The organism is Nocardia acidivorans NBRC 108247 (assembly GCF_001625085.1).
Lineage (GTDB): Bacteria > Actinomycetota > Actinomycetes > Mycobacteriales > Mycobacteriaceae > Nocardia > Nocardia acidivorans.
The window spans coordinates 70821-91183 of record NZ_BDAW01000023.1 but is presented as its reverse complement, the minus strand read 5'-3'; the positions used below and the strand labels follow the sequence as shown (position 1 = coordinate 91183).

Here is a 20363-nt window from a genome sequence, read left to right as displayed (position 1 = left end):
GGAAAGCCCGCCGCGCGAGGCGGTGTACACGGCACCGTGATGACATCCGGCCCGCAGATTGCGGCGTTCATCCGCGGTGAGGGTATGCCGCGCCCTCATCCACCGGGCCGATTCCCCCGGTGCCGACAACATCGGTGGCCGCGGGGCTGCCGGTGAGGCGTCCGAGCCCGAAGGCCAGGGTGATGAGGACGAAGACGGTGATCACCGCCTGCGGTAGGCGGCGCAGCAGGTAGGCGGCCGAGCTTCTCTCCTCGGAATCCGGCAACGGTATACAGATTCTCGGAGTTCGGTGTGCTGAGAGTGTTCTGGATGGTTCAGAAGAACATATCGGCCTCGCCTCCGGTGACGAGCGGCTGGCCGAGTACGCCATGCTCGGTCACACCGAGGCGGGCCGGATTCCCACGCTCACCATTCTGGGCGAATTGCGCCGGGACGGGCAGCGGGAGTGAGCGACACGGCCGTTCCGGCGCGCGGAACGGCCGGACGCTGCGCGATCACGCGCCGACGGGGACGCGGCCCGCGAGAATGGCGGCGGCGGTGTCGGCGGGCCATTCCAGGCCGGCGTCGAGTTTGGCGAGCACATCCGCGGCGGGGGATTCGACCAGGCCGCGCTCGATCTGGCTGATCATGCCCGCGGCCGGTCCGCCCTTCTTGGCGACATCGCCCTGGGTCCAGCCCATTTCGCGGCGGCGGGCCTTGACCCGGTCGGCCAGTGCGGCGATATCGGGATCGCCGGTGGGTTGTGCGGCGGGTGTCGCCGCGGCCTTGGCCGCTGTCCTCGCCCCGGTCGCTGCGACGCTCGGCGCGTCGACGGCCGCGGCGGTGGTGTCGGCGGCGGTGCTGTCGGCCTCGCGCTGCTTCTTGGAGACTCCACCACTGGCCAGGAACGCCTGCGTATTGAGTCGCGAGCGCTTTCGCCTACCCATTTTTGCCATGAAACCCTCCCTGATCTGTCGATGCTCACGGTCGCCGGAGCATGGGGAAGACTGCCACGACTATGCCGGGCCCCCGGGTATGAGCGGATGCTCGGCGTGCCGCGAACCGATGGCTATCTATCTTCGGAGCCGACCGGGTTCCGGATGGATTCGGACTTTCGGAGGCGAACGGGCAGGTCGGTGAGTCCGCGAATAATGGGGTTCGGATATCGGCGCAGTGCGGATTCGGCCGCGGCGAGCTCGATGTCGGGAAATCGCCGCAAAAGCCCCGCGAATGCCGTGCGCGCCTCGAGCCGGGCCAGCGGAGCACCGACGCAGTAGTGCACGCCGTGCCCGAAGGCCAGATGGGAACCGCGGTCGGCGGTGAGGTCGAGGCGGTCCGGGTCGGGGTAGTGCGCGGGATCGTGATTGCCCGCGGCCAGGGCCACGTAGACGACCTCCCCGGCCGGAATGACGGTGTCACCGACCGTGATGGGCTGCACCGTGAATCGTGGTGTGGCGAGGTCGACGGGGCCGTCGAAACGCAGGAACTCCTCGACGGCGGCGGGAATGAGCTCGGGATCGGCGCTCAGGCGCTCGAGCCAGGGGCGGTCGCGCAACAGGGCGAGCATACCGTTGCCGATGAGATTGACCGTGGTCTCATGCCCGGCGACCAGTAGCAGCAGGGCCATCCCCACCAGTTCCTGCTCATCGAGCTGTGCCTCGGTGTCGGCGACGAGCACCGACAGCAGATCCGCACCCGGACGGGCGCGCTTGTCCCGCACCGTATCCCGCAGGAATCGCACCATATCGTCGTGCGCCCGGGCGCGGTCGGTCGCCGAATCGGCGGTGCCCACCATGGCCCGGGTCCACGCGCGGAAGGTGTCGTGATCCTCGATGGCGACGCCCAGGAGATGGCAGATGACGGTCACCGGCAGTGGCACCGCGAAGGCTTCCAGGAGGTCGACCCGCTCGAATTCGCCCATGGCGTCGAGGAGTTCGTCGGTGGTCCGCTCGATGATCGGTTGCAGCCGTGCCACCTGCCGGGCGGTGAAGGCGCGCGAGACGGCCTTGCGCAGCCGGGTGTGATCGGGCGGATCGGAGTTGAGCATATGCCGCAGCACCTCCTGCGGCCGCGGATTCGCCCGTGTCACACCGCGTTTGCGCGCCAGTACGGTGTCGAAGAGGGCGATGTCCTTGCGCAGCCGCGGATCCGCCAGCGCGGCGCGCCCCTCCTCGTAGCCGAGGATGAGCCAGCGATCCAGGCCGTCGCCGAGGTCGATCCGATGCACCGGACCCTGTGCGCGCCACCGCCGGTAGTACTCGTGCGGGTCGGCGAAGAACGTGTCGTCGAGCAGCTCGCTCACACTTCGACGCTACGGCACATCAGCGCCGCGCGGCCGCGCGTTCGCGGACCCGATTCAGGGTCAGATGCCAGAAGGTGTTCGCCAGATCCAGTGGAATACGCGGCCGGGCAGCGCGTTTCGTCATCTCCAGGCGGGTTCTGCGCAATAGTTCGGCCGGTGCCTTGTCCGGGTGCCCGGTGTCGAACGGCGGGTGCGGATCGTATTCGATGCCGAGCTGGACCATCTGCGCCGCACCGGTGCCCGCGATCTCGCCGACCAGCCACAGGCCCAGATCGATTCCGGCGGAGACGCCCGCGGCGGTGACGATCTTGCCGCTGCGCACGATGCGATCGTGTGGACGGGATTCCGCGCCGAAGGCCGCCAGCGCGGGCTGCGCCGACCAGTGCGTGGTCGCGGGGTGCCCGCGCAGGATGTCGGCGGCGGCCAGTACCAGCGAACCGGTGCAGACCGAGGTGGTCCAGGCGGTGTTCGGATGCACCCGGCGCAGCCAGTCGATGAGTTCGCGATTGGCCATGGCCTCGGTGGTGGCGGCCTCGGAGCCGCCCACCAGCACCAGATCGGGTGCGGGCGTCTCGTCGAAGGTGTGCGTGGCGCCGAGCACGAGCACGCCCGAGTCCGTGACGATCGGGCCGACTTCATTGGAGACGAAGCGCAATTCGCTGTCGGGCAGGGACCGCAGCACCTCGTACGGTCCGATGGCGTCGAGGGCGGTCATGCCCGGGTACAGCACGATGGCGATCTGGAAGGTCATGGGGGAGGCTCACTTTCGGTTGTGCTTCACACGCGGGTGAAGCGGGCGCGGTACTCGCCGGGCGGAATGCCCAGGTGGCGGTGGAAGATTCGGTAGAGGGTCTCCGGGCTGCCCAGTCCGACGGCGACGGCGACCCGGTCCAGGGGCTGATCGGTGTTCTCGAGCAGGCGGCGGGCCGCGCCGATGCGGACCTGTTCGACGTAGCGGGCCGGGGTGGTGCCGGTCTCGACGGCGAAGACGCGGGAGAAGTGCCGGGTGCTCATACCCACGCGCTCGGCCAGGGCGTGCAGGGACAGGTCCGCGTCGAGGTTCTCCTCCAACCACACCTGGAGTGCGCGAAGAGAATTGCGTTTGGGCTGATCGGCGGCCATCGGAGAGCTGAATTGGCTCTGACCGCCCGGGCGGTGCAGGTAGACCACCAGCCAGCGGGCCACCTCCCGGGCGGGATCGGGTCCGTGGTCCGCGGTGACGATGGCGAGCGCGAGGTCGATTCCGGCGGTGACGCCCGCCGAGGTCCAGATCGGCCCGTCTCGGACATAGATGAGATCGGGTTCGGTTGTCACGGCCGGGAATTCGCGGCGCAGCAGGTCACCGGCGGACCAGTGCGTGGTGACGCGACGGCCGTCCAGCAGTCCGGCGCGGGCCAGCAGGAACGCGCCCGAACACACCGATCCGATCCGATCGGCCAGTGCGGCAACGTGTTCGATACCGGCGATCAACTCGGCATCCGCACTGGCATTCCAGAAACTGAGTCCCCCGGCGACGATGAGGGTGTCGATGGGCTCGGACCACTCGGCGAGGGTGTGCGCGGCGGTGACCGTGACCCCGCTGCCGGCCCGCACCGGCCCGGCCCGCACCGCGGCGACCTCCACCCGATACCCCGGTTGCACCCCGAGCGCGGCGGCCCCGCTGAACACATCGGCGGGCCCGGCCAGATCCAGGAGCTGGAATCCGTCGTAGACCACCATCAGCACCACTCGCATGCGATTCAGCCTGCGGTCCGCGGCCGATGGCATCAATGCCACGACTCTTGCAAATCCAGCCATCGACTGCCGGTCAGCGCCCCCGAATCCCGGCTTGGTATGAATGGCCGGTGGCGAGACACCAGTTCCTGTGCCCTCTGCGCTGGTCCGATATGGACGCGGACGGCCATGTGCACAACACCGAGCACCTGCGCTATCTGGAGGAAACCCGGATCGACGTCTTCCGGGAGCGCGGCTTCCGCGGGTCGTGCGTGGTCGCGCAGATGGATATCGACTATCTGACGCCGCTGCGCTATCGCTCGGAGCCGGTGCGCGTGCAGACCTGGGTGACCAAGGTGGGTAGCTCATCGTTCACCCTGACCCAGGAGATCCGCGATGACGACATCGTCTATTCGACCGCGACCTGCACCATGGTCGCCTTCGACCGTGAGGCTCAGCGCTCCCGCAGACTGGACGACGCCGAACGCCGCATGCTCGAGGAGCTGAGCGCCTGATGCACACCTACGACATCCAACTGCGCCGCACCGATATGGACGCGCTGCAGCATGTGAACAATGTGGTCTTCGCGCAGTATCTGGACGAGGCGCGCACCGATCTGCTCGCCGGATACGAATCACCCGGCGGCCCTTGGCGGGTGGTGGTCGCGGGGCAGCGGCTCACCTACCGCACACCGCTGGTGTTTCGTCGCGAACCGGTTACGGTCTCGACCACGCTGGAACGGATCGGCACCTCTTCGTTCACGCTGCGGCACGAGCTGCGTGATGCCGAATCCCATTATCTCACAGCGACTTCCACGCTCGTCGCGACAGCCGATGGCGCACCGCGCCCGCTCACCGGCGCCGAACGCGACTACCTCACCGTGCTCGCCGCCCCCGAAAACTGATCGCCACCGGGCGACATCCGCGCATATGATGGATGTATCGCCTGGTCAGCGCTGTAAGGGGGTCCATCATGGCCAAGATGACCACTGACGAACTGCTCGATGTCTTCAAAGGTATGACGCTGCTGGAACTCTCGGCGTTCGTCAAGGCCTTCGAAGACGAGTTCGGCGTCACCGCCGCGGCGGCCTATGCCCCGGCGCCTGCCGACGGCGCCCCGGTCGAGGTCGAAACCGCCGATGAGCAAAGCGAATTCGATCTCATCCTGGAATCCTTCGGCGACAAGAAGATCCAGGTGATCAAGGCGATGCGCGAAATCATCCCCGGCCTGGGCCTCAAGGAAGCCAAGGATCTGGTCGAATCCGCCCCCAAACCGGTGCTCGAGGCGGTCTCCAAGGACGCCGCCGAAACCGCCCGCATCAAACTCGAGGCCGCGGGCGCCCGCGCCGCCGTGCGCTGATCCGTCCCGGCGGCCCGTCGAGTGGATACCACGCGGTGGTGATCGCCGATCTGCGACAGTGGGCTGATGAGATGGTCGCTCGCGCTGTTGTCGGTCCTCGCCTTGGTCGCCGGATGTGCCGGGGCCACAACGGGTTCGGAGTGGCATGAGCTGTCGCTGCCCGCGCGTGGCGCGCGGGTGGTGGAGCTGGTGCCGGTGCGGGACGGGGTGCTGGCGCTGGGCTCGGTGCCCGCCGGGGAGGATCGGGCCCCGGCGGCGTGGACCACCGCCGATGGAAGTCATTGGCGCGCGGTGACGGTGGAGCCGCACAGTCCCTACGGGGAACTGGCGGAGCTGATCTCGGCCGGGGTGGGGGATCGGACGGTGGTGCTCGGGCGGGCTTTCGGTGGGTCGCACGGGAATCCGCGGATGACGGTGTGGAGCGGTGACAGCGCCAAGCTGACCGAGTATCCGCAGGTGTTCGAACTGTTCGGCGGACCGCATGCGATCGGGGTGGCCGCTGCGGCGGCGCTGGGCGGGACCGATCTGCTGATCGGCGGGTGGGACGGGGCGGACGGGCGGTACGGGGCCGCGATCTGGGTCTCGGCCGATGGCGCGAATTGGCAACGGCGGGTGGATGATCCGGCCCTGTCGTCGGGACCGGGGGAGTTGACGGGCGCGTCCGCGATCACCACCGGACCGGAAGGGTTCCTGATTGTCGGACAGACACAGCGCGAGGGCACCCAGCTGCCGCTGGCGTGGACCTCGCGCGACGGGATCGGCTGGCGGCGCACCGCCCTGCCCGGTAGGGCCGCGCTCGCCACGCAGGTGGGCTGTAATGCCGACCACTGCACCCTCTTCGGGCAGTCCACCCTCGCGTCCCCGACGCTGCTGTGCTGGCCGAGCGATACCGCCGCGCCGGTACCCGGCCCCGCCGCGCAGACCATCGACATGGTGAAGGTGATGGTCCAGGACACCCGGACCTATGCGGTGGTGCGGCTCGACGGTGCGGTCCACCTGCTGTCGGTGCGCCCGGATTGCACCGACCGGCAGGACCTGCCGCTGCCGGTTCCCGCCGCGCACGCCCAGCTCACCGAACTCCCGAACGGATTGCTGCTCAGCACCATCGAGGACACCGGCAGTCGGCTCTGGCTGCGCGCACACCCCTGACCGTGCCGGTTGCCAGGTAAACGCCGGTGCGTCCGGGAGGATGCGGTTACCGCTCTGAACTGGGTGAACTATGATCCAGGCGCGGAAACAGGGTCTCCTCGATGAGCAGGAGAATCGCCGCGGCGATGGGAATGGCGAGCAGTGCGCCCAGCACGCCCAGCAGCGAACCGCCGATCAGGACCGCGATCACCGTCACCACCCCGGGCACTTTGACGGTGCGGCCCATGATGTGCGGTGCGAGCAGATAGTCCTCGAGCAGGCGCAGCACGATGAAGAAGCCCAGGGTCGCCAGGCAGACGGGCAGCGACACCGTCAGCGCCACCAGCGCGATCACAATGCCAGCCAGGGTGGAACCCACCATCGGAATCAGATCCAGCACCGCCACCAGCACCGCCAGCACGACCGGGAACGGCACGCCCCAGACCTCGAGCCAGATGAAGGTCAGTACGCCGGTGATGACCGAGATCAGCAGATTCCCCAGCACATAGCCGCCGACCTTCACGAGGATGGCATCACCGATGAGGATGGCGCGCGGTCGGCGGGCGGCGGGGAAGAGCCGATACAGATTCGCCCGCAGCATTGGGAAGTTCGCCGAGAAGTAAATGGTCAGCACCGCGACGATGACCGTACTGGTCAAGACGCCGAACACGATTCGGCCCGCGCCGATCAAACCGTGCGCGATGTCACCGCTGTAACTTCCGATTCCCTGCCGGAGCTTGTCCTCGAGATGGAATCGATCGGAGGCCGAACGCACCACCGGATATTTGTCCTCCAGATGATGCAGTTGATCCGGGGCGTGATCGATCAGCGCCTGTCCCTGATCGATCAGCGGGGTGATGACGGCCGCCAGGAATCCGGCCAGGCACGCGATGGTCAGGATGAAGACCAGTGTCACCGCGAACCCGCGCCGAATGTGATGGCGCTCCAGCCACGACACCGCGGGTTCGATGCCGATGGCGATGAACAGCGCGCCCACCACGAGCAGCAGCGCCCCATGCGCGGCCAGCACGATTCGGACCGCGCCGAGGGCGGCAATGGCTCCGGCGGCCCCGGCCAATCCGATCATGAAGGGTGAGCGCCGATCGAAGCGCCGGCCGGGCTTGCCCAGCGGATGCCGTGCGCTGCTCAGTTCGGCGGCCCGCGCCTCGGCGGTCGAAATGGGTTCGGGCTTCTCCTCGGAGGTCCCGTCCGGTGGTGTGATCAGTGCTCGTTCCTTTCAGCGATCCGTCCTATGCCTCGTGTACCCGGGAAAACGCGACTGAAGCAGCGCCCCGCAGGTACCGTCGATCGATGACGCGGAACCCGATGAGGCGTCGTCGGATCGCCCGGACGGGGCGGTGCTGTCGGTCGTCGCCTTGATCGCCGCGGGCCGTGGTTCGTCCGGTCCGGGGCAGTCGGCGAGCACGACGTGGCCGCTCGATTCCGGCGGGGATCCCGCGCGGTCGGCAAACAGGAGAACGTTCCAGCCACCAGGCGCGACGGGGTGGTGCTGAAGGCCGATGTGTACCGCCCCGGACAGCGGATCCGGTGATCCTCATGCGCACCCCTTACGGCAAGGCGGCGGCGCAGATCCAGCCGAATCGCTATCAGACGCCGGAATGGTTCGCGTCGCAGTGCTATCTCGTTGTGGTGCAGGATATTCGGGGCCAGGGCGAATCGGCGGGGACGTTCACCCGGGCGGGACACCGGCCGCGCCTACCCGTACAACATCGCGATCTGGCCCACGTCCTACCTGGTCAAGGCCGGATACCGAATTCGAGTCGAGGTCTCCAGCAGCGACTTCCCGCAGTTCGCGCCCAACCCCAATACCGGCGAACCCTACGGCGCGACCGCCAACGCTCAACTCGCCACCCAGACCATCTATCACGACGCCGAGCACCCCTCGGCCCTCATACTTCCGGTCATTCCGGGCACCGACACCGGGAGCACCCGATTCCCTGTCGGACACTGACCGTAGACTGCCAGGGAATACCCCTTGTAGGTATTTCGGTCATTCACGACGCCAATAGGAGTTCATGTGTGCCAGCGAATTGTCTGTCAGGCCTGCGGTAAGCCCTCCTTCCAGGGCTGCGGCGAGCACGTCGAGGAGGTACTCGGCGATGTGCCTGTCGCGCAGCGCTGCTCCTGCGCGAACCCCGGCGGCAGCCGCGGCCTCTTCTCCCGCCAGTAGTCGACCCGGTGGACGGCGCCACCGGGTCGGTCTGCGGCTCAGGGCTTGTCGGGGATTCGGGACTCGTCTCGCTGGAACTCGGTCGCGCCGTCGCCGCGCAGGGGGGCCGCACCACGCGGGGATCATCGCGCGGGCGTAGGCGCTGATGCGTTTGTCTCGCCGTCGATTTCGGCGCTCTGGCGGTCACCGCCCGGCTCCGCCCCGGCCTCCAGGATGTCGATCCGCTCGAATCCCGGATGGCGTAACCGTGCGGCCGCCATGATCCACTCTGACGGCAGGCCGTCGCCCCCCTGAGTGAAACACGTTCTAGATTTGTGGCCCGCCGCGCCCTAAGGTGCTGGGGATCGGCGTGAGATCCGCTTCGCCGACTTTGGGAAGGAGCTGTCCGGATGGACATCACTGCCGCGGTCGCGCGTGGAGCGCAGGCGCCGCTCGCGCTCGAAGCCATTACGCTGGAGGAGCCGCGCGCCCACGAGGTGGTGGTGCGCATTGTCGCCACCGGCGTCTGCCATACGGATCTGGTCACCAAGAGTGTCTTCCCGGCCGAGCTGCCCATTGTGCTGGGGCATGAGGGCGCGGGCATTGTCGAGCAGATCGGCTCCGAGGTCACCGATGTGCGGGTCGGCGATCATGTGCTGCTGACCTACAACAGCTGCGGCGAATGCCCGCAGTGCACCACCGGCACGCCGTCGTACTGCCAGAGCTTCGTCATGCTGAACACCTCCGGCGGGCGCGCGGACTTCACCTCACCGCTGAGCCAGGATGGTGAGCGGGTCATGGGCGCGTTCTTCGGGCAGTCGAGTTTCGCCTCGCATGTGCTGGTGTCCCGGCGCAGTGTGGTCGTGGTCGACGATGAGGTGGATCTGGTCGCCAGCGCGCCGTTCGGCTGCGGTGTGCAGACCGGTGCGGGTGCGGTCGCCAATGTGATGCGCCCGCGGCCGCACGAGTCGATCGTCCTCTTCGGCGCCGGCGGTGTGGGCATGTCCGCGCTGATGGCCGCGCGGGCGCTGGGGGTGGAGAATGTGGTCGCGGTCGACCTCTCTGCCGAAAGGCTCGCGGTGGCAAAGGAACTCGGCGCTTCCACGGTGATCGACGGTGCGGCCGAGGATGTGGTGGCGCAGGTGCAGGCCGCCACCGGCGGCGGTGCGACGTTCGCCCTGGACACCACCGCCGCCAATCCGGTGATCGCCAACGCCCTGCTCGCCCTGGCCCCGCGTGGCACGCTGGTGCTGGTCGGGCTCGGTGAGGCGTCGATGGATTTCGAGATCGGTCACCTCACCGGTAATGGCAAGGCCGTGCGCGGTTGCATCGAAGGTAGTTGCGACCCACAGGAATTCATTCCGCAGCTGATCGAATGGCACCGCTCGGGCAAGTTTCCGATCGAGCGCATCTCCCGCCGATACCCCTTCGCCGAAGTCAATACCGCCATGCACGACGCCCACACCGGCGCGACCATCAAGCCCATCCTGGTCCTGCCCCACTGAATAGAACTGCGCGTACCACTTGCGCAGCGCCTTGATGCCCTTCACATAGGGGAGTAGTGCGGACGGGCTCGATGGCTCTTGTGATCCCGGATATCGAGCTCCTCCCGCACCTCATCGAGCGCCACCATATGGTCTTCAGCACTTGGACTTATAGAAGTATTGGTCGTTGGTGGCCATGGTGGCTTGGGTGAGGGCGATCATGGTGGTTTGGATGTTGCGGGTCACCGGTTTGCCTTCGAGGGCGGCGGCGGCTTGGTCTACGCCCTGTTTGCCTATGTCGCTGGGGTTTTGGGCTATGAGGGCTTGGACTGTGCCGTCTTTGAGGTCTTGGACCTGTTTGGGGCTGGCGTCGAAGCCGACTACTTTGACCTGACCCAGTTTGCCGGCGTTGCGGAGGCCGGTGGCCGCGCCTTCGGCGGAGCTGAGGTTGGTGGCGAAGATGCCCGCCAGGTCGGGGTGGGCGGCGAGGGTGGCGGTGACTATGGAGGCGGCGGTGGCTGCCTCGTTGTTGTTGTACTGGACGCCGAGCGAGGTCATGCCCGCGTGGGATTTGAGTTCGGATTCGAAGCCCTGGGCGCGCTGGTCGGTGGTGGAGGTGCCCGCCTTGGTGTTGATCACCAGGACGGATCCCTTGTCTCCCACCAGGGTTGCGAGGGTTTGGGCCGCGAGTTGGCCGCCCTTGACATTGTCCGAGGCGATGGAGGACAGGGCTATGGAGGTGTCATCCAGGGCGGTGTCGACTTCGATCACCTTGATGCCCGCGTCCTTGGCCTGTTTGATGGGGCTCGCCATGGCTTGGGCGTGGGTGGGCGCGATCAGGATCGCGCCGGGTTTGTTGGCGATCACCCCCGTGACAATGGGGGTTTGGAGCGAGGCGTCGAATTGGGTGGGGGCCTGGGTGTCGAGGGTGTAGCCGAGCGCTCTGGCCTCGTTCTGCGCACCGCACTGCATGGAGATGTAGAAGGGCTCGTTGGCCACGCCGGGGATGAGCACCAGCTTCTTGGCGTCACCGCCGCCCGAATTGGTCACCGAGCCACCGCAACCCGTCGCCAGCGCCGCCGCCGTCACCACGACCGCGGCTGAAATAGCCGCTCTACCAACGGTTCTCATAACAGGCCCTCACCTTCGTCGATTTCTACCGGTCCCGTGACCGCCTGCGGTATTGGTCGAACCACACCGCCGCCACGAGCACGACGCTCACCGCGATCGGCTGCCAGAACACCGGCACCCCCGCGATGACGAAGCCTTTGCGCAATACCGAGGGAATGAACACCCCGATCACGGTGCCCAGCACCGAGCCCACCCCGCCGAACAGACTGGTGCCGCCGATGACCACACCGGCGATGGCATCGAGATTGTCGGTGCCGTGGCCCGCGATGGTGGTCGTGCCGAAGTACGCCAGATTCATGAAACCGGCCAGGCCGGACAGCATTCCGGTCATCAGATACACCAGGATCAGATGCCGGGTGACCCCGATCCCCGAGCGCCGGGCCGCCTCGGCATTGGACCCGATCGCATAGGTGTGCCTGCCGAACCTGGTGGTGTGCAACAACCACGCGCCCAGCAGCGTCACCACCGCGGCCACCAGCACCAGGTCGGGAACCCCGCCCAGCACCGTGCCGAAACCCAGTGAGTTACGCAGCTTTTCGGGCACCGTGCGGGTGTCGACCCCGCCGGTGATCAGCTGCGCCGAGCCCAGCGCCGCCCCGAACGATCCGAGCGTCACGATCAAGGGCGGAATCTTGGCCTTGGCCACCAGAAATCCATTGACGAACCCCCACAGCGCCCCGCCCGCAATGGATATCAACAGCCCGAGCAGGATCAAACCCCACCCGGCATGGGTGGCATCACCATCGGGGCTCAACCACTCCATGGTCTTGGCCGCGAGCACCCCGGAGAAGATCAGCACCATCCCCACCGACAGATCGATCCCGGCGGTAATGATCACGAACGTCATGCCGATCGAAAGCACCAGCAGCACAGCGGTTTCGATCAACAAGGTCTGCAAGGTGAACCGGGTGGGGAACGCGTTCGGACTGGTGATGCCGAACGCGATGCACAGCCCCGCGAGCACAATCCCGATCCACAGCGTGCTCGCACCCGCCAACCGCTGCCATCGGCTCGGCGCGGGCAGTTCGCCGGTTTCGACGCTCATGCCACATCCTCGGCCTCGATGGCCCCGGTCATGGCCCCGACCAGCTGTTCGAGCGTGGCATCGGAGGTGAACCGCGCCACCCGCCGCCCCAGCCGCAGCACCTCGATCCGATCGGCCACGGCCCGCACCTCGGGCATATTGTGGCTGATCAACACCACCGCTGTCCCCTGATCCCGCACGCGCCGAATGACATCGAGCACCCGCTCGCGCTGTACGACCCCGAGCGCCGCGGTGGGCTCGTCCATGAACACCACCTTGCTGGCCCACATGACCGCCCGCGCCACCGCCACGGTCTGCCGCTGCCCGCCCGAGAGCGATCCGATCGGAATATCGGCGCGCGGCAGTATCACGCCCAGCCGCTGGAAATGCTCCGCCGCTTGGGTTCTCATGGCCCTGCGATCGAGCATCCCGAGCCTGCCCGGCAGCCCCCGCCGTACCAGCTCGCGACCCAGGAAGAGATTGGCCGCCGGATCCAGGTCGGGTGCTACGGCCAGATCCTGATAGACGGTCTCCACCCCGAGCCGCCGGGCCGCCGTGGGCGAGGCCAGCCGCACCGGTTCGCCCTCGAGCAGAATCCGCCCGCCATCGGGTTGCTCCGCTCCGGAAAGGCATTTCACCAGCGTGGACTTACCCGCCCCGTTATCCCCGATGAGCGCCACGACCTCCCCGGCGCACACCTGAAAGTTGGCCCCCCGCAACGCTTCCACGCCACCGTACCGTTTGACCAGCCCTTCGGCTTCCAATACCACGGCAGGCATGGCGATCACCCCGGCAACATCGACAGAACGGACATCCGGTCCGTCCGCCGATCGTACGATCGATCACCATGCGCCGGGGTCGATACGGCGAAAGATCGCCGCGCCGCACAATCAGACCGCGGAACCGGCCTTGGTCGCCTCGACGGCCTCGCCGATCCACGGCAGCACCGCATCGCGCACCCGGACCGTACGCGGCAGCAGACCGTTGGCGGCCAGCAGATCCGCGGCATGCTGCTGCTCGTCCAGGAACTCCGCGGTCACCGCGTTGACCCCGAAGGGCCGCCCGCGCAGGGCCGCCTCCCAGGCGTCGAGGTCCGCCGAACCGCCTCGTGCCACGACATCATCGACGAAGTACCGCGCGGCCTCACGCGGATTGGCGGTGATCCACGCATCGGATTCCTGGAGCGAGGCGATGATCGCCACCAGGGCCTCGCGCTGATTCTCCGCGATATCGCGCCGGGTGAACCACAGCGACGGATGGCTGAACACGCTCTCGGTGTCGACCAGCGTATGCAGTGCGACGGCCGCCTCGACCGCGGTCAGCCCGGGATACGCGCCGACCCAGGCGTCGAGGTCACCCGCGAGCAGGGCGTCCCCGCCATCGCGTACATCGGTATCGATCGGCTCCACATCCGACCAGGTCAGCCCCGCCTGCTCCAGTGCGAACAGCAGCAGCGTGGTCTGCCACGAGCCGTGCGCGATCCCCACGCGCTTACCCTTCAGATCCGCCGCCGTGCGAATCCCACTGTCGGCCTTGGTGACCAGGCGGCCGTTCTCCACGCGCGGCCCGGAGATACCCACGTAGACCAGGTCGCGCCCCTTGGCCAGCCCGGTGACCGGCGGGGTGAATCCGGTCCCGATGAAGTCGTATCCGCCCTCGGTGAACAGCCAATCCGAGTGCAGCGAAGGCAGACCCGTCTTCGGATCGACCCGCTCGGTGGCGGGCAGCTCGCGCAGATCGACCCACTCCACATAGGGCAGGCGGGTCTCCAGAATGCCGCGATGCCGCAGCACGAACAGCGAATTGTTGTGCGGGAAGTAGCCGACACGAAGGGACATGAATACTCCTCGATTCAGTGCGGAACGCGAATGATTCGGTGCCGCGGTGGGAAGCAACGCGAGAGATGAGGTGAAACGATTACCGAGGCGGGATGCCGCCGCCGTCATCCCGGCATAGTTGTGGCCGGGATCCACACCGGTTATGGCCCAACAGGTTTCGTCGGATCCGTGCGAGACCGCGGCACGATGCATTCATTGCTGGACGACTCAGCGATGGGCGGCCGCGAGCGGTACCTGGGCAGCCGGTGCGGTGAGCCGGGACCGGCCCAGTAGCGGCAGCACCTCCTCGCCGACGCGATACGCCTCCTCGAGATGCGGATTCCCCGCGAGGATGAACGCGTCGACCCCGAGATCGATCAGCTCGTCGAGCCGCTGCGCGACCTGCTCATAGCTGCCGACCAGACCGAAGGCCGGACCGCCGCGAATGAGGCTGAAGCCGCACCACACATTCGGCTGTACTTCCAGATCGCGGTAGCCGGTAATGGTTTCGGGGACCCAGCCGGTGATGCGCGCCGCACCGACCGAATCGCCCTGTGCGGCCCGGTTCGCGGCGTCACGGTCGACGAAGGCCCAGCCCTTCTCGATCTCCGCCCAGGCCGCCTCCTCGGTGTGCCGGGCGACGATATCGATGCGCACCGCGAATTTCGGTGTGCGACCGGTGGTTTCGGCATGGGCGCGAACGCCGTCGAATTTGGCGCGCAGGTCGGCGTAGGGCTCGAGCCAGGACAGATAGTAGTCCGCGTGCCGTCCCGCCGCCTGGACGGCAGCACCCGAGGACCCGGAGAAGTACACCTCCGGAAACGGCTGTCCCGCCAATCCCGGTGCGAGCGCGGCCCCTTCGGTATGGAAGAACCGCCCGTCGTGATCGTAGGGCTCGCCATCCCATACCCCCCGCAGCACCTCCAGGAATTCGGTGGTGCGCGCATACCGGTCGTCATGGGAAACCTTGTCGCCCCACCACAATTGGGCGGGACCGCCGCCACCGCTGATGATGTTGTAGACCAGCCGCCCGCCGGTCGCGCGTTGCAGACTCGCCGACATGCGCGCCGCCTGCACCGGATGCAGGAAGCCGGGCTGGAACGCCACCATGAACCGATAGGTGGTGGTCTCCCGGGCAAGCGCCGCGGCCACCGCCCACGGATCATCGGTCACCGGGAACGAGGGCAGCAGCCCGCCCAGGAATCCGGCCGATTCGGAAGCCTTTGCGACAGCGGCCATATGGTCGATATAGGCGTACCCGTCGAGCTCGCCATCGCGAATTCCCGGCGCGATATTGCCGGGGCCGTAGCCGCCCGCATGCCCGCGGTTGTAGCGGCGCGGCGTGCGCAGGGAGGCGTGATCACCCTCCATGCCGATGCGCCAGTAGATGTCGATGGTCATGCTCGTGCCTCCTGACCGGTCAGGGTGCGCCCGGCCGGGTCGACCAGATGCAGCAGATGCTCCCCGGTCCGGTGCACCTCCTCGATATGCGGGTGACCCACCAGCGTGAAGCTGTCGATCCCGGCGGCGATATAGCGCGAAAGCCGCTGCGCCACCTGCTCATAACTGCCGACCAGGCCGATCGGCCGGGTGTACCCGAGTTCGGCGAATCCGGCCCACCGGCCGTCCCCGAGATCCAAGGCGGGGGAGGGGTTCTCGGCATGCGCCTCGGACCACTGCCGGTGCGCCCGAGCCCACGCCTCCTGCTCGGTCTCGCGAGCGATGATCGGCAGTTCGAGCCCGGCTCGAACGCTCCGCCCGGCCGCGGCCGCCCGCTCACCCAGCTCGGTCACCAATGCCGCTACACCGTCGGGTGTTTCGGTGAATACGTGCACATCACCGTGTTGCGCGGAGAGTTCCAGCGCGGCCGCCGACGTACCCGACAGATACACCTCCGGAAAGGGCAGTCCCGAGAGAATCCCCCGGAACCCGCCGTCGGCCACGGCGTAGTACGCACCGTCGAATTCGAACCCGGTGCCCTGGAATCCCGCACCGGGAACCGGTGTTTCATTCCACACGCCACGCGCCACGGTCAGGAATTCCGCCGCCCGCGCATGGCGATCAGCACCACTCACCCGATCGCCGCGGGCCCGGGTATCGGCGGTATCGGTCTCGACCGCGAGCCGCCACCCGAGCCGCCCGTGCGAATGCTGTTGCAGCGTCGCGGAGATCTTCGCCGCGTACACCGGAGTGCCGAAGGCGGGCTGGAATTCGACCACGACCCGCGAATGCCGAGTCGCGCGCAATGCCCCGCCCGCCACGATCCACGACTCCTCGCCGGCGGGATCGTAGGGCGCGAGCACCCCGTCCACTCCGGAAAGCTCTGCGGCATCGATGATCTGATGCAGATCATCGAACGGTCCGTACCGTCCCACCCGCACATCCGTCGCCGGTGTGGTCGGCGGCGGCCCGCCGAAGCCACCGCGATACCGCGTTTCGGCGCGCACATGCCTGCCGTCGCCCCGGCTGGGCAGTCGCCACAAAAATTCGGTCATGCGGGCACCCGCTCGGCCGCGACCAGCTCCAGCGCCCGCTCCAGGGGTTCGCGGGCCACCCAGGATTCGAGATCGAAGTCGGCGGCCAGGAATCCGTGCGCGTACAGGAACTGCTTTTGGATACCGAGCAATTCGAGCCGCTCCTCCGAGAGCGAGGGATGCAGCCCCCGGTGGAAGTCCGCACCGTAGGCCGCCGCGACACCCAGCGGCCCGGACAGCGTTTCGCGCTGGAGCACCTCGCGCACCCCATCCAGATCGCCCGCCGCCCAATCGGCCGCGCGCAGGCTCTGGGCCAGGAATCCGATCACCACCTCCGGCCGCGATTCCAGCAGGTCCGCGTGCACGGTAATGGGCCGCGGCGTGCCATTGTTCACCCGCGACCGCTTGCTCTCGGTGGCATCCAGATCGACCGCGACCCGGAGTCCGTGCTCACGCGCGACCTCCTGCGCCCGAGCGCCCTTGACGTAGACGGCGTCCACGTCGCCCCGTAGCAACTCCTCCACGCCCCAGGTCACACTGCGCCGCGCGCCGTCGGAGTCATTGCGCACCTGCGGATTTCGCTCGACCGGGACCTCGGTGACAAAGGCGTCGGCGAGTGTGAGACCGCCGAGCTTCAGCGCACTGGCGAAGCCGTGCAGCGCCATGGCGCGCGGAAAACTACGCGCCTGATCCTGCGCCCAGGCGGGGACGCCCAGCCGCAGCCCCGCGAGCTGACTCGGTCCCGCCACCTCGGAATCCGGTCCGACCAGAATCGCCTGTGCCTCATCGATCCAGGTCAACCCGATCAGCCGGGTGGGCGACCCCTGTGCGCGGGCGGCGAGGGCGGGCACATTCCCGCCCTCGCGCACCAGCCCGGACAGATCGTGCAGGAAATGGTGCGCGGCCAGTTCCGGCCCGGCGTCCTGCAGGACGCCGAACTCCAGCCCGGAAGCGGCGGCGGTCTCGCCCAACCAGCCCAGACTGTGCGCCAGACCGCTGGCGGTCGGCACCGGGCAGCGGGTGTACCAGAGTGTTTCGGTCATGATCGCTCCTCGTACGGCGAAGGGTCAGCGGGCGGCGGTGGGCCGGACGCCGAGATGATGAAGGAATTCGGTACGGAGACCGCGGATTTCGGGGTCCGCGAGATCGCGGGGCCGCGGTAGCTCGATGGTGGTGTCCACCGCGAACCGGCCCCGGTCGAGAATCAGGACGCGATCGGCCAACCGGATCGCCTCGTCGACATCGTGGGTGACCATCAGCACGGCGGGCCGATGCCGGGCGACCAGATCGCCGACCAGATCCTGCATCCGCAACCGGGTGAGCGCGTCCAGCGCCGCGAAAGGCTCGTCCAGCAGCAGCAATTCGGGCTCCCGCACCAGCGCGCGAGCCAATGCGGCGCGCTGGGCCTCGCCGCCGGACAGCGTCGCGGGCCACTGCCGGGCCTTACCGTCGAGATGCACCTCGGCCAGCGCCCGCAGTCCGGCCTCGCGGTGCTCGCGGGAACGGCGCTGCCCCACAATCACATTGGCGAGCACCCGCTTGGAGGGGATGAGTCGCGGCTCCTGATACACGGTGGTGCGCCGCGCGGGCACCAGCAGCTGACCCGCATCCGGGGTCTCCAGGCCGGTGAGCAGTCGCAGCAGGGTCGTCTTACCGGTGCCGCTGGGGCCCAGCAGCACCACGAACTGGCCCCGGGCAATGGTGAGATCGATGCCGTCGAGAACGGTCTTGTCGCCGAACGTCTTCCGCAATCCGGTGATCGATACCGCGGTGCTCATCGGATCGCCACCTGTTCACGCCACGGCATGGCGAGTTTCTCGATGATGCGCACCGCACCGTCGAATACCAGGCCCAGGAGCGCGTACAGCACCACGCACAACACCATGTAGTCGGTGCGGTTGTATTCCTGCGCCAGCGTGACCAGGTAGCCGACGCCCTCACGCGTGCCGACCTGTTCGGCCGCGATGAGCCCGGTAATGCTGATGGACAGGCAGACTCGCAATGCCATCAGGATGCCCGGCAGCGCGGACGGCAGAATCACCTCGAGCACCAGTCGCGGCCCGCGGAGCCCGAAACTCCGTGCGGCCTCGACCATTTTGCGATCCACATTGCGGACCCCGAGATAGGTGTACGCGTACATCGGCGCGATGGTCGCCACCGCGATCAGCAGCACCTTGTACAGCTCGTCGATGCCGAACCAGGCGATGAACAGCGGTGCGAGCGCCAGGAACGGCACGGCCCGCACGATCTGCATGGTCGAATCGACCACTTCCTCACCGAGACCGGACAATCCGGCGAGCAGCCCCAGCACGAGCCCGGCCCCCACGCCCAGGCCCACCCCGGCGGCCGCGCGGACGAACGATGCCGCCGCGAAGTCCGCCAGCTGCCCGCTCGAAGCCAATTCGGTGAAGGCGTCCCACACCTTGGGCGGCCCGGCCAGCACCTGCTGGGAGATCGCGCCCGACGCCGAACCGATCCACCAGCCCGCGAAGATCAACGCGGGCAACAGGAACCGCAGCGGCACCGAAAGCCATGCGGGCCTGGACCGTTCGATCCGCCCGCGCGGTGCGGTGAGCACCGATTCGACCTGTGCGGGCGCGGTGGGAATCGCGGTGATGACGGCCATATCAGCTGCCCGCCTTGACCGCCGCCAGCTGCTCGGGCGTCAGCTTGGACCTCAGATCGTAGAAGATGTCCTCGGCGGTGATCCGGCGGGTGATCACGCCGTTGTCGAAGAACAGATTCACCACATCGGCCAGATCGGCGGCATCGTTCGCCGACGGCAGTCGCGGCACGGTGGCCTCAGCGCCGACCCGCACCGCATCGCTCAGGCGCGGACCCGAGAGCGCACGCGGCCCGGACGTCTCGAAGACATTCTCGAAATCCGCGGGCTTGGCCCGCTGATCGGCGGTGAGGCGTTGCAGCACTTCGAGATACCTCGCCGCGATATCGGGATGCTTGTCCAGCACCTCGGTGCGGAAGACGACGACGCTGTTGTCCTTGGAGCCAATGCTCTGCTCGGTCGCGATCTCGACCCCGCCATTGGCCTTGGCCTCCTGATACGGAATCAGGAACGAGGCCCAGGCGTCGACCTTGCCGGTGGCGAAGGCCGAGGCGGCATCCTTCTGCTGCAGCGGCACCCGCGTCACCTTGTCTGCCGGAATCCCGGCCTGGGCAAGGGCTTTGAGCAGGATGTACTCACCCTTGGCGGCGGGATTCACCGCGACCCGCTTGCCGGCCAGATCGGCCACCGAGTGAATACCCGAACCGGGCGAGGCGATGATGCCGCTCTGATCCTTGCCCGCGGGATCCTGTACCGCCACGATCCGCACGCCCACATCCTTGGACAGCGCACCGACCACCGGACTGAAGGCCGCGCCCGAGACGTCGAGTTCCCTGGTGTTGAACAGCTTCAGCATGGAACTGAAACCCGGTGTGGTGGTGACCCATTCGATCTTCGCGCCGAGCGGCGCGAGCGCGGCGTCGAAGCTGCCGTCCCGCTTGCCGACCGCGATCGGTCCCTCATTGCCCGGGTCGACCACCTTCAGTACGACGGCGGGTTTGCCGCCGCCGGAGTCGGAACCGCATCCGGCGACGAGTGCGGCGACGGGAACGATCGCGAATGCGATGCGCATGAGGGTTCGCCTACGGGACATCGTGGAGACTCCTGTTCCGGATTGTCGATCAATGCCTCCGGACAGTAGGGAGCGACGAGTTCGACGACCAGGTAATGCTTTCCAAGGATCGGAAAGCTTGACAGATCACCCTCGGTAGGCATCGCA

General features: G+C 67.6%; 23 protein-coding genes and 1 pseudogene. 8 read left to right on the top strand and 16 right to left on the bottom strand.

Annotated elements, in window-relative coordinates:
• Positions 1 to 67: 67 nt before the first annotated feature.
• The 5 genes from NA10_RS14370 to NA10_RS14350 all read right to left on the bottom strand — a co-directional run bounded on the left by NA10_RS14370 (position 68) and on the right by NA10_RS14350 (position 4015).
• Complete coding sequence (locus tag NA10_RS14370; RefSeq protein WP_067568280.1) at positions 68 to 265, bottom strand: hypothetical protein; 198 nt, start codon at positions 263 to 265, stop codon at positions 68 to 70.
• A 229-nt stretch (positions 266 to 494) separates the two neighbouring features.
• Positions 495 to 935: a helix-turn-helix domain-containing protein gene (locus NA10_RS14365; RefSeq protein WP_157556507.1), complete on the bottom strand. Its 441-nt coding sequence runs from the start codon at positions 933 to 935 to the stop codon at positions 495 to 497.
• A 113-nt stretch (positions 936 to 1048) separates the two neighbouring features.
• On the bottom strand, positions 1049 to 2281 hold the full coding sequence (locus tag NA10_RS14360) for a cytochrome P450 family protein (RefSeq protein WP_067568276.1): 1233 nt from the start codon (positions 2279 to 2281) through the stop codon (positions 1049 to 1051).
• Between the two features lie 19 nt (positions 2282 to 2300).
• Complete coding sequence (locus tag NA10_RS14355; protein ID WP_067568274.1) at positions 2301 to 3032, bottom strand: DJ-1/PfpI family protein; 732 nt, start codon at positions 3030 to 3032, stop codon at positions 2301 to 2303.
• 26 nt (positions 3033 to 3058) lie between these two features.
• Positions 3059 to 4015, bottom strand: coding sequence for a GlxA family transcriptional regulator (locus NA10_RS14350; RefSeq protein ID WP_245677203.1), 957 nt, complete (start codon positions 4013 to 4015; stop codon positions 3059 to 3061).
• A gap of 110 nt (positions 4016 to 4125) precedes the next feature.
• Between NA10_RS14350 and NA10_RS14345 the strand changes: the two genes are divergently transcribed.
• From NA10_RS14345 to NA10_RS14330, 4 genes are all read left to right on the top strand, one after another.
• Positions 4126 to 4509 (top strand): acyl-CoA thioesterase, encoded by a 384-nt coding sequence (locus NA10_RS14345; protein WP_157556506.1) that lies wholly within the window; start codon positions 4126 to 4128, stop codon positions 4507 to 4509.
• Positions 4509 to 4898: an acyl-CoA thioesterase gene (locus tag NA10_RS14340; protein ID WP_067568268.1), complete on the top strand. Its 390-nt coding sequence runs from the start codon at positions 4509 to 4511 to the stop codon at positions 4896 to 4898. Before NA10_RS14345 ends, NA10_RS14340 begins: the two co-directional genes overlap by 1 nt.
• Positions 4899 to 4966: 68 nt before the next feature.
• Entirely contained in the window at positions 4967 to 5353 is a 387-nt protein-coding gene (gene rplL, locus NA10_RS14335) for a 50S ribosomal protein L7/L12 (RefSeq protein ID WP_067568266.1), read from the top strand.
• Positions 5354 to 5419: 66 nt separating this feature from the next.
• Positions 5420 to 6502, top strand: coding sequence for a hypothetical protein (locus tag NA10_RS14330; protein WP_067568264.1), 1083 nt, complete (start codon positions 5420 to 5422; stop codon positions 6500 to 6502).
• A gap of 46 nt (positions 6503 to 6548) precedes the next feature.
• Here NA10_RS14330 and NA10_RS14325 read toward each other — a convergent pair whose 3' ends face one another.
• Complete coding sequence (locus NA10_RS14325; RefSeq protein ID WP_245677202.1) at positions 6549 to 7568, bottom strand: AI-2E family transporter; 1020 nt, start codon at positions 7566 to 7568, stop codon at positions 6549 to 6551.
• 470 nt (positions 7569 to 8038) lie between these two features.
• Between NA10_RS14325 and NA10_RS39525 the strand changes: the two are divergent.
• From NA10_RS39525 to NA10_RS14315, 4 genes and pseudogenes are all read left to right on the top strand, one after another.
• Positions 8039 to 8122: pseudogene (locus NA10_RS39525) on the top strand (hypothetical protein); the annotation flags it as partial.
• Between the two features lie 4 nt (positions 8123 to 8126).
• Positions 8127 to 8453, top strand: a complete 327-nt coding sequence (locus NA10_RS14320; RefSeq protein ID WP_067568260.1) for a CocE/NonD family hydrolase C-terminal non-catalytic domain-containing protein — start codon at positions 8127 to 8129, stop codon at positions 8451 to 8453.
• Positions 8454 to 8519: 66 nt separating this feature from the next.
• Positions 8520 to 8672 (top strand): DUF8730 family Cys-rich protein, encoded by a 153-nt coding sequence (locus NA10_RS37555; RefSeq protein ID WP_169812578.1) that lies wholly within the window; start codon positions 8520 to 8522, stop codon positions 8670 to 8672.
• A gap of 389 nt (positions 8673 to 9061) precedes the next feature.
• Positions 9062 to 10156 carry an NAD(P)-dependent alcohol dehydrogenase gene (locus tag NA10_RS14315; protein WP_067568258.1) on the top strand — a complete coding sequence of 365 codons (1095 nt, stop codon included), beginning with the start codon at positions 9062 to 9064 and terminating at the stop codon, positions 10154 to 10156.
• 135 nt (positions 10157 to 10291) lie between these two features.
• On the opposite strand, the gene NA10_RS14310 is transcribed toward NA10_RS14315, so the two are convergent.
• The 10 genes from NA10_RS14310 to NA10_RS14265 form a co-directional block, all read right to left on the bottom strand.
• Entirely contained in the window at positions 10292 to 11266 is a 975-nt protein-coding gene (locus tag NA10_RS14310) for an ABC transporter substrate-binding protein (protein ID WP_067568256.1), read from the bottom strand.
• Between the two features lie 25 nt (positions 11267 to 11291).
• A complete protein-coding gene (locus tag NA10_RS14305; RefSeq protein ID WP_067568254.1) occupies positions 11292 to 12311 on the bottom strand; it encodes an ABC transporter permease in 1020 nt (339 codons plus the stop codon).
• The gene (locus NA10_RS14300; protein WP_067568363.1) at positions 12308 to 13069 is read right to left on the bottom strand and encodes an ATP-binding cassette domain-containing protein; all 762 of its coding nucleotides are present in this window, start codon (positions 13067 to 13069) and stop codon (positions 12308 to 12310) included. Before NA10_RS14300 ends, NA10_RS14305 begins: the two co-directional genes overlap by 4 nt.
• 111 nt (positions 13070 to 13180) lie before the next feature.
• Positions 13181 to 14128: an ABC transporter substrate-binding protein gene (locus tag NA10_RS14295; protein ID WP_067568362.1), complete on the bottom strand. Its 948-nt coding sequence runs from the start codon at positions 14126 to 14128 to the stop codon at positions 13181 to 13183.
• Between the two features lie 207 nt (positions 14129 to 14335).
• On the bottom strand, positions 14336 to 15508 hold the full coding sequence (locus NA10_RS14290; protein WP_067568252.1) for an LLM class flavin-dependent oxidoreductase: 1173 nt from the start codon (positions 15506 to 15508) through the stop codon (positions 14336 to 14338).
• Complete coding sequence (locus NA10_RS14285; RefSeq protein ID WP_067568250.1) at positions 15505 to 16602, bottom strand: LLM class flavin-dependent oxidoreductase; 1098 nt, start codon at positions 16600 to 16602, stop codon at positions 15505 to 15507. The genes NA10_RS14290 and NA10_RS14285 overlap by 4 nt, the downstream gene beginning before the upstream one ends.
• Positions 16599 to 17624, bottom strand: coding sequence for an ABC transporter substrate-binding protein (locus NA10_RS14280; protein WP_067568248.1), 1026 nt, complete (start codon positions 17622 to 17624; stop codon positions 16599 to 16601). Before NA10_RS14280 ends, NA10_RS14285 begins: the two co-directional genes overlap by 4 nt.
• A gap of 24 nt (positions 17625 to 17648) precedes the next feature.
• Entirely contained in the window at positions 17649 to 18359 is a 711-nt protein-coding gene (locus tag NA10_RS14275) for an ABC transporter ATP-binding protein (RefSeq protein ID WP_067568246.1), read from the bottom strand.
• A complete protein-coding gene (locus tag NA10_RS14270) occupies positions 18356 to 19207 on the bottom strand; it encodes an ABC transporter permease (RefSeq protein ID WP_067568244.1) in 852 nt (283 codons plus the stop codon). The genes NA10_RS14275 and NA10_RS14270 overlap by 4 nt, the downstream gene beginning before the upstream one ends.
• Position 19208: 1 nt before the next feature.
• Complete coding sequence (locus tag NA10_RS14265) at positions 19209 to 20237, bottom strand: NrtA/SsuA/CpmA family ABC transporter substrate-binding protein (protein ID WP_067568242.1); 1029 nt, start codon at positions 20235 to 20237, stop codon at positions 19209 to 19211.
• Positions 20238 to 20363: the final 126 nt, after the last annotated feature.

Excerpts from the sequence above, each read along its gene's own strand:
- NA10_RS14365 (WP_157556507.1), bottom strand. The coding sequence starts at position 935 with ATGGCAAAAATGGGTAGGCGAAAGCGCTCGCGACTCAATACGCAGGCG.
- NA10_RS14355 (WP_067568274.1), bottom strand. The coding sequence starts at position 3,032 with ATGACCTTCCAGATCGCCATCGTGCTGTACCCGGGCATGACCGCCCTC.
- NA10_RS14350 (WP_245677203.1), bottom strand. The coding sequence starts at position 4,015 with ATGCGAGTGGTGCTGATGGTGGTCTACGACGGATTCCAGCTCCTGGAT.
- NA10_RS14340 (WP_067568268.1), top strand. The coding sequence starts at position 4,509 with ATGCACACCTACGACATCCAACTGCGCCGCACCGATATGGACGCGCTG.
- rplL (WP_067568266.1), top strand. The coding sequence starts at position 4,967 with ATGGCCAAGATGACCACTGACGAACTGCTCGATGTCTTCAAAGGTATG.
- NA10_RS14330 (WP_067568264.1), top strand. The coding sequence starts at position 5,420 with ATGAGATGGTCGCTCGCGCTGTTGTCGGTCCTCGCCTTGGTCGCCGGA.
- NA10_RS14325 (WP_245677202.1), bottom strand. The coding sequence starts at position 7,568 with ATGATCGGATTGGCCGGGGCCGCCGGAGCCATTGCCGCCCTCGGCGCG.
- NA10_RS14315 (WP_067568258.1), top strand. The coding sequence starts at position 9,062 with ATGGACATCACTGCCGCGGTCGCGCGTGGAGCGCAGGCGCCGCTCGCG.
- NA10_RS14310 (WP_067568256.1), bottom strand. The coding sequence starts at position 11,266 with ATGAGAACCGTTGGTAGAGCGGCTATTTCAGCCGCGGTCGTGGTGACG.
- NA10_RS14305 (WP_067568254.1), bottom strand. The coding sequence starts at position 12,311 with ATGAGCGTCGAAACCGGCGAACTGCCCGCGCCGAGCCGATGGCAGCGG.
- NA10_RS14300 (WP_067568363.1), bottom strand. The coding sequence starts at position 13,069 with ATGCCTGCCGTGGTATTGGAAGCCGAAGGGCTGGTCAAACGGTACGGT.
- NA10_RS14295 (WP_067568362.1), bottom strand. The coding sequence starts at position 14,128 with ATGTCCCTTCGTGTCGGCTACTTCCCGCACAACAATTCGCTGTTCGTG.
- NA10_RS14290 (WP_067568252.1), bottom strand. The coding sequence starts at position 15,508 with ATGACCATCGACATCTACTGGCGCATCGGCATGGAGGGTGATCACGCC.
- NA10_RS14285 (WP_067568250.1), bottom strand. The coding sequence starts at position 16,602 with ATGACCGAATTTTTGTGGCGACTGCCCAGCCGGGGCGACGGCAGGCAT.
- NA10_RS14280 (WP_067568248.1), bottom strand. The coding sequence starts at position 17,624 with ATGACCGAAACACTCTGGTACACCCGCTGCCCGGTGCCGACCGCCAGC.
- NA10_RS14275 (WP_067568246.1), bottom strand. The coding sequence starts at position 18,359 with ATGAGCACCGCGGTATCGATCACCGGATTGCGGAAGACGTTCGGCGAC.
- NA10_RS14270 (WP_067568244.1), bottom strand. The coding sequence starts at position 19,207 with ATGGCCGTCATCACCGCGATTCCCACCGCGCCCGCACAGGTCGAATCG.
- NA10_RS14265 (WP_067568242.1), bottom strand. The coding sequence starts at position 20,237 with ATGTCCCGTAGGCGAACCCTCATGCGCATCGCATTCGCGATCGTTCCC.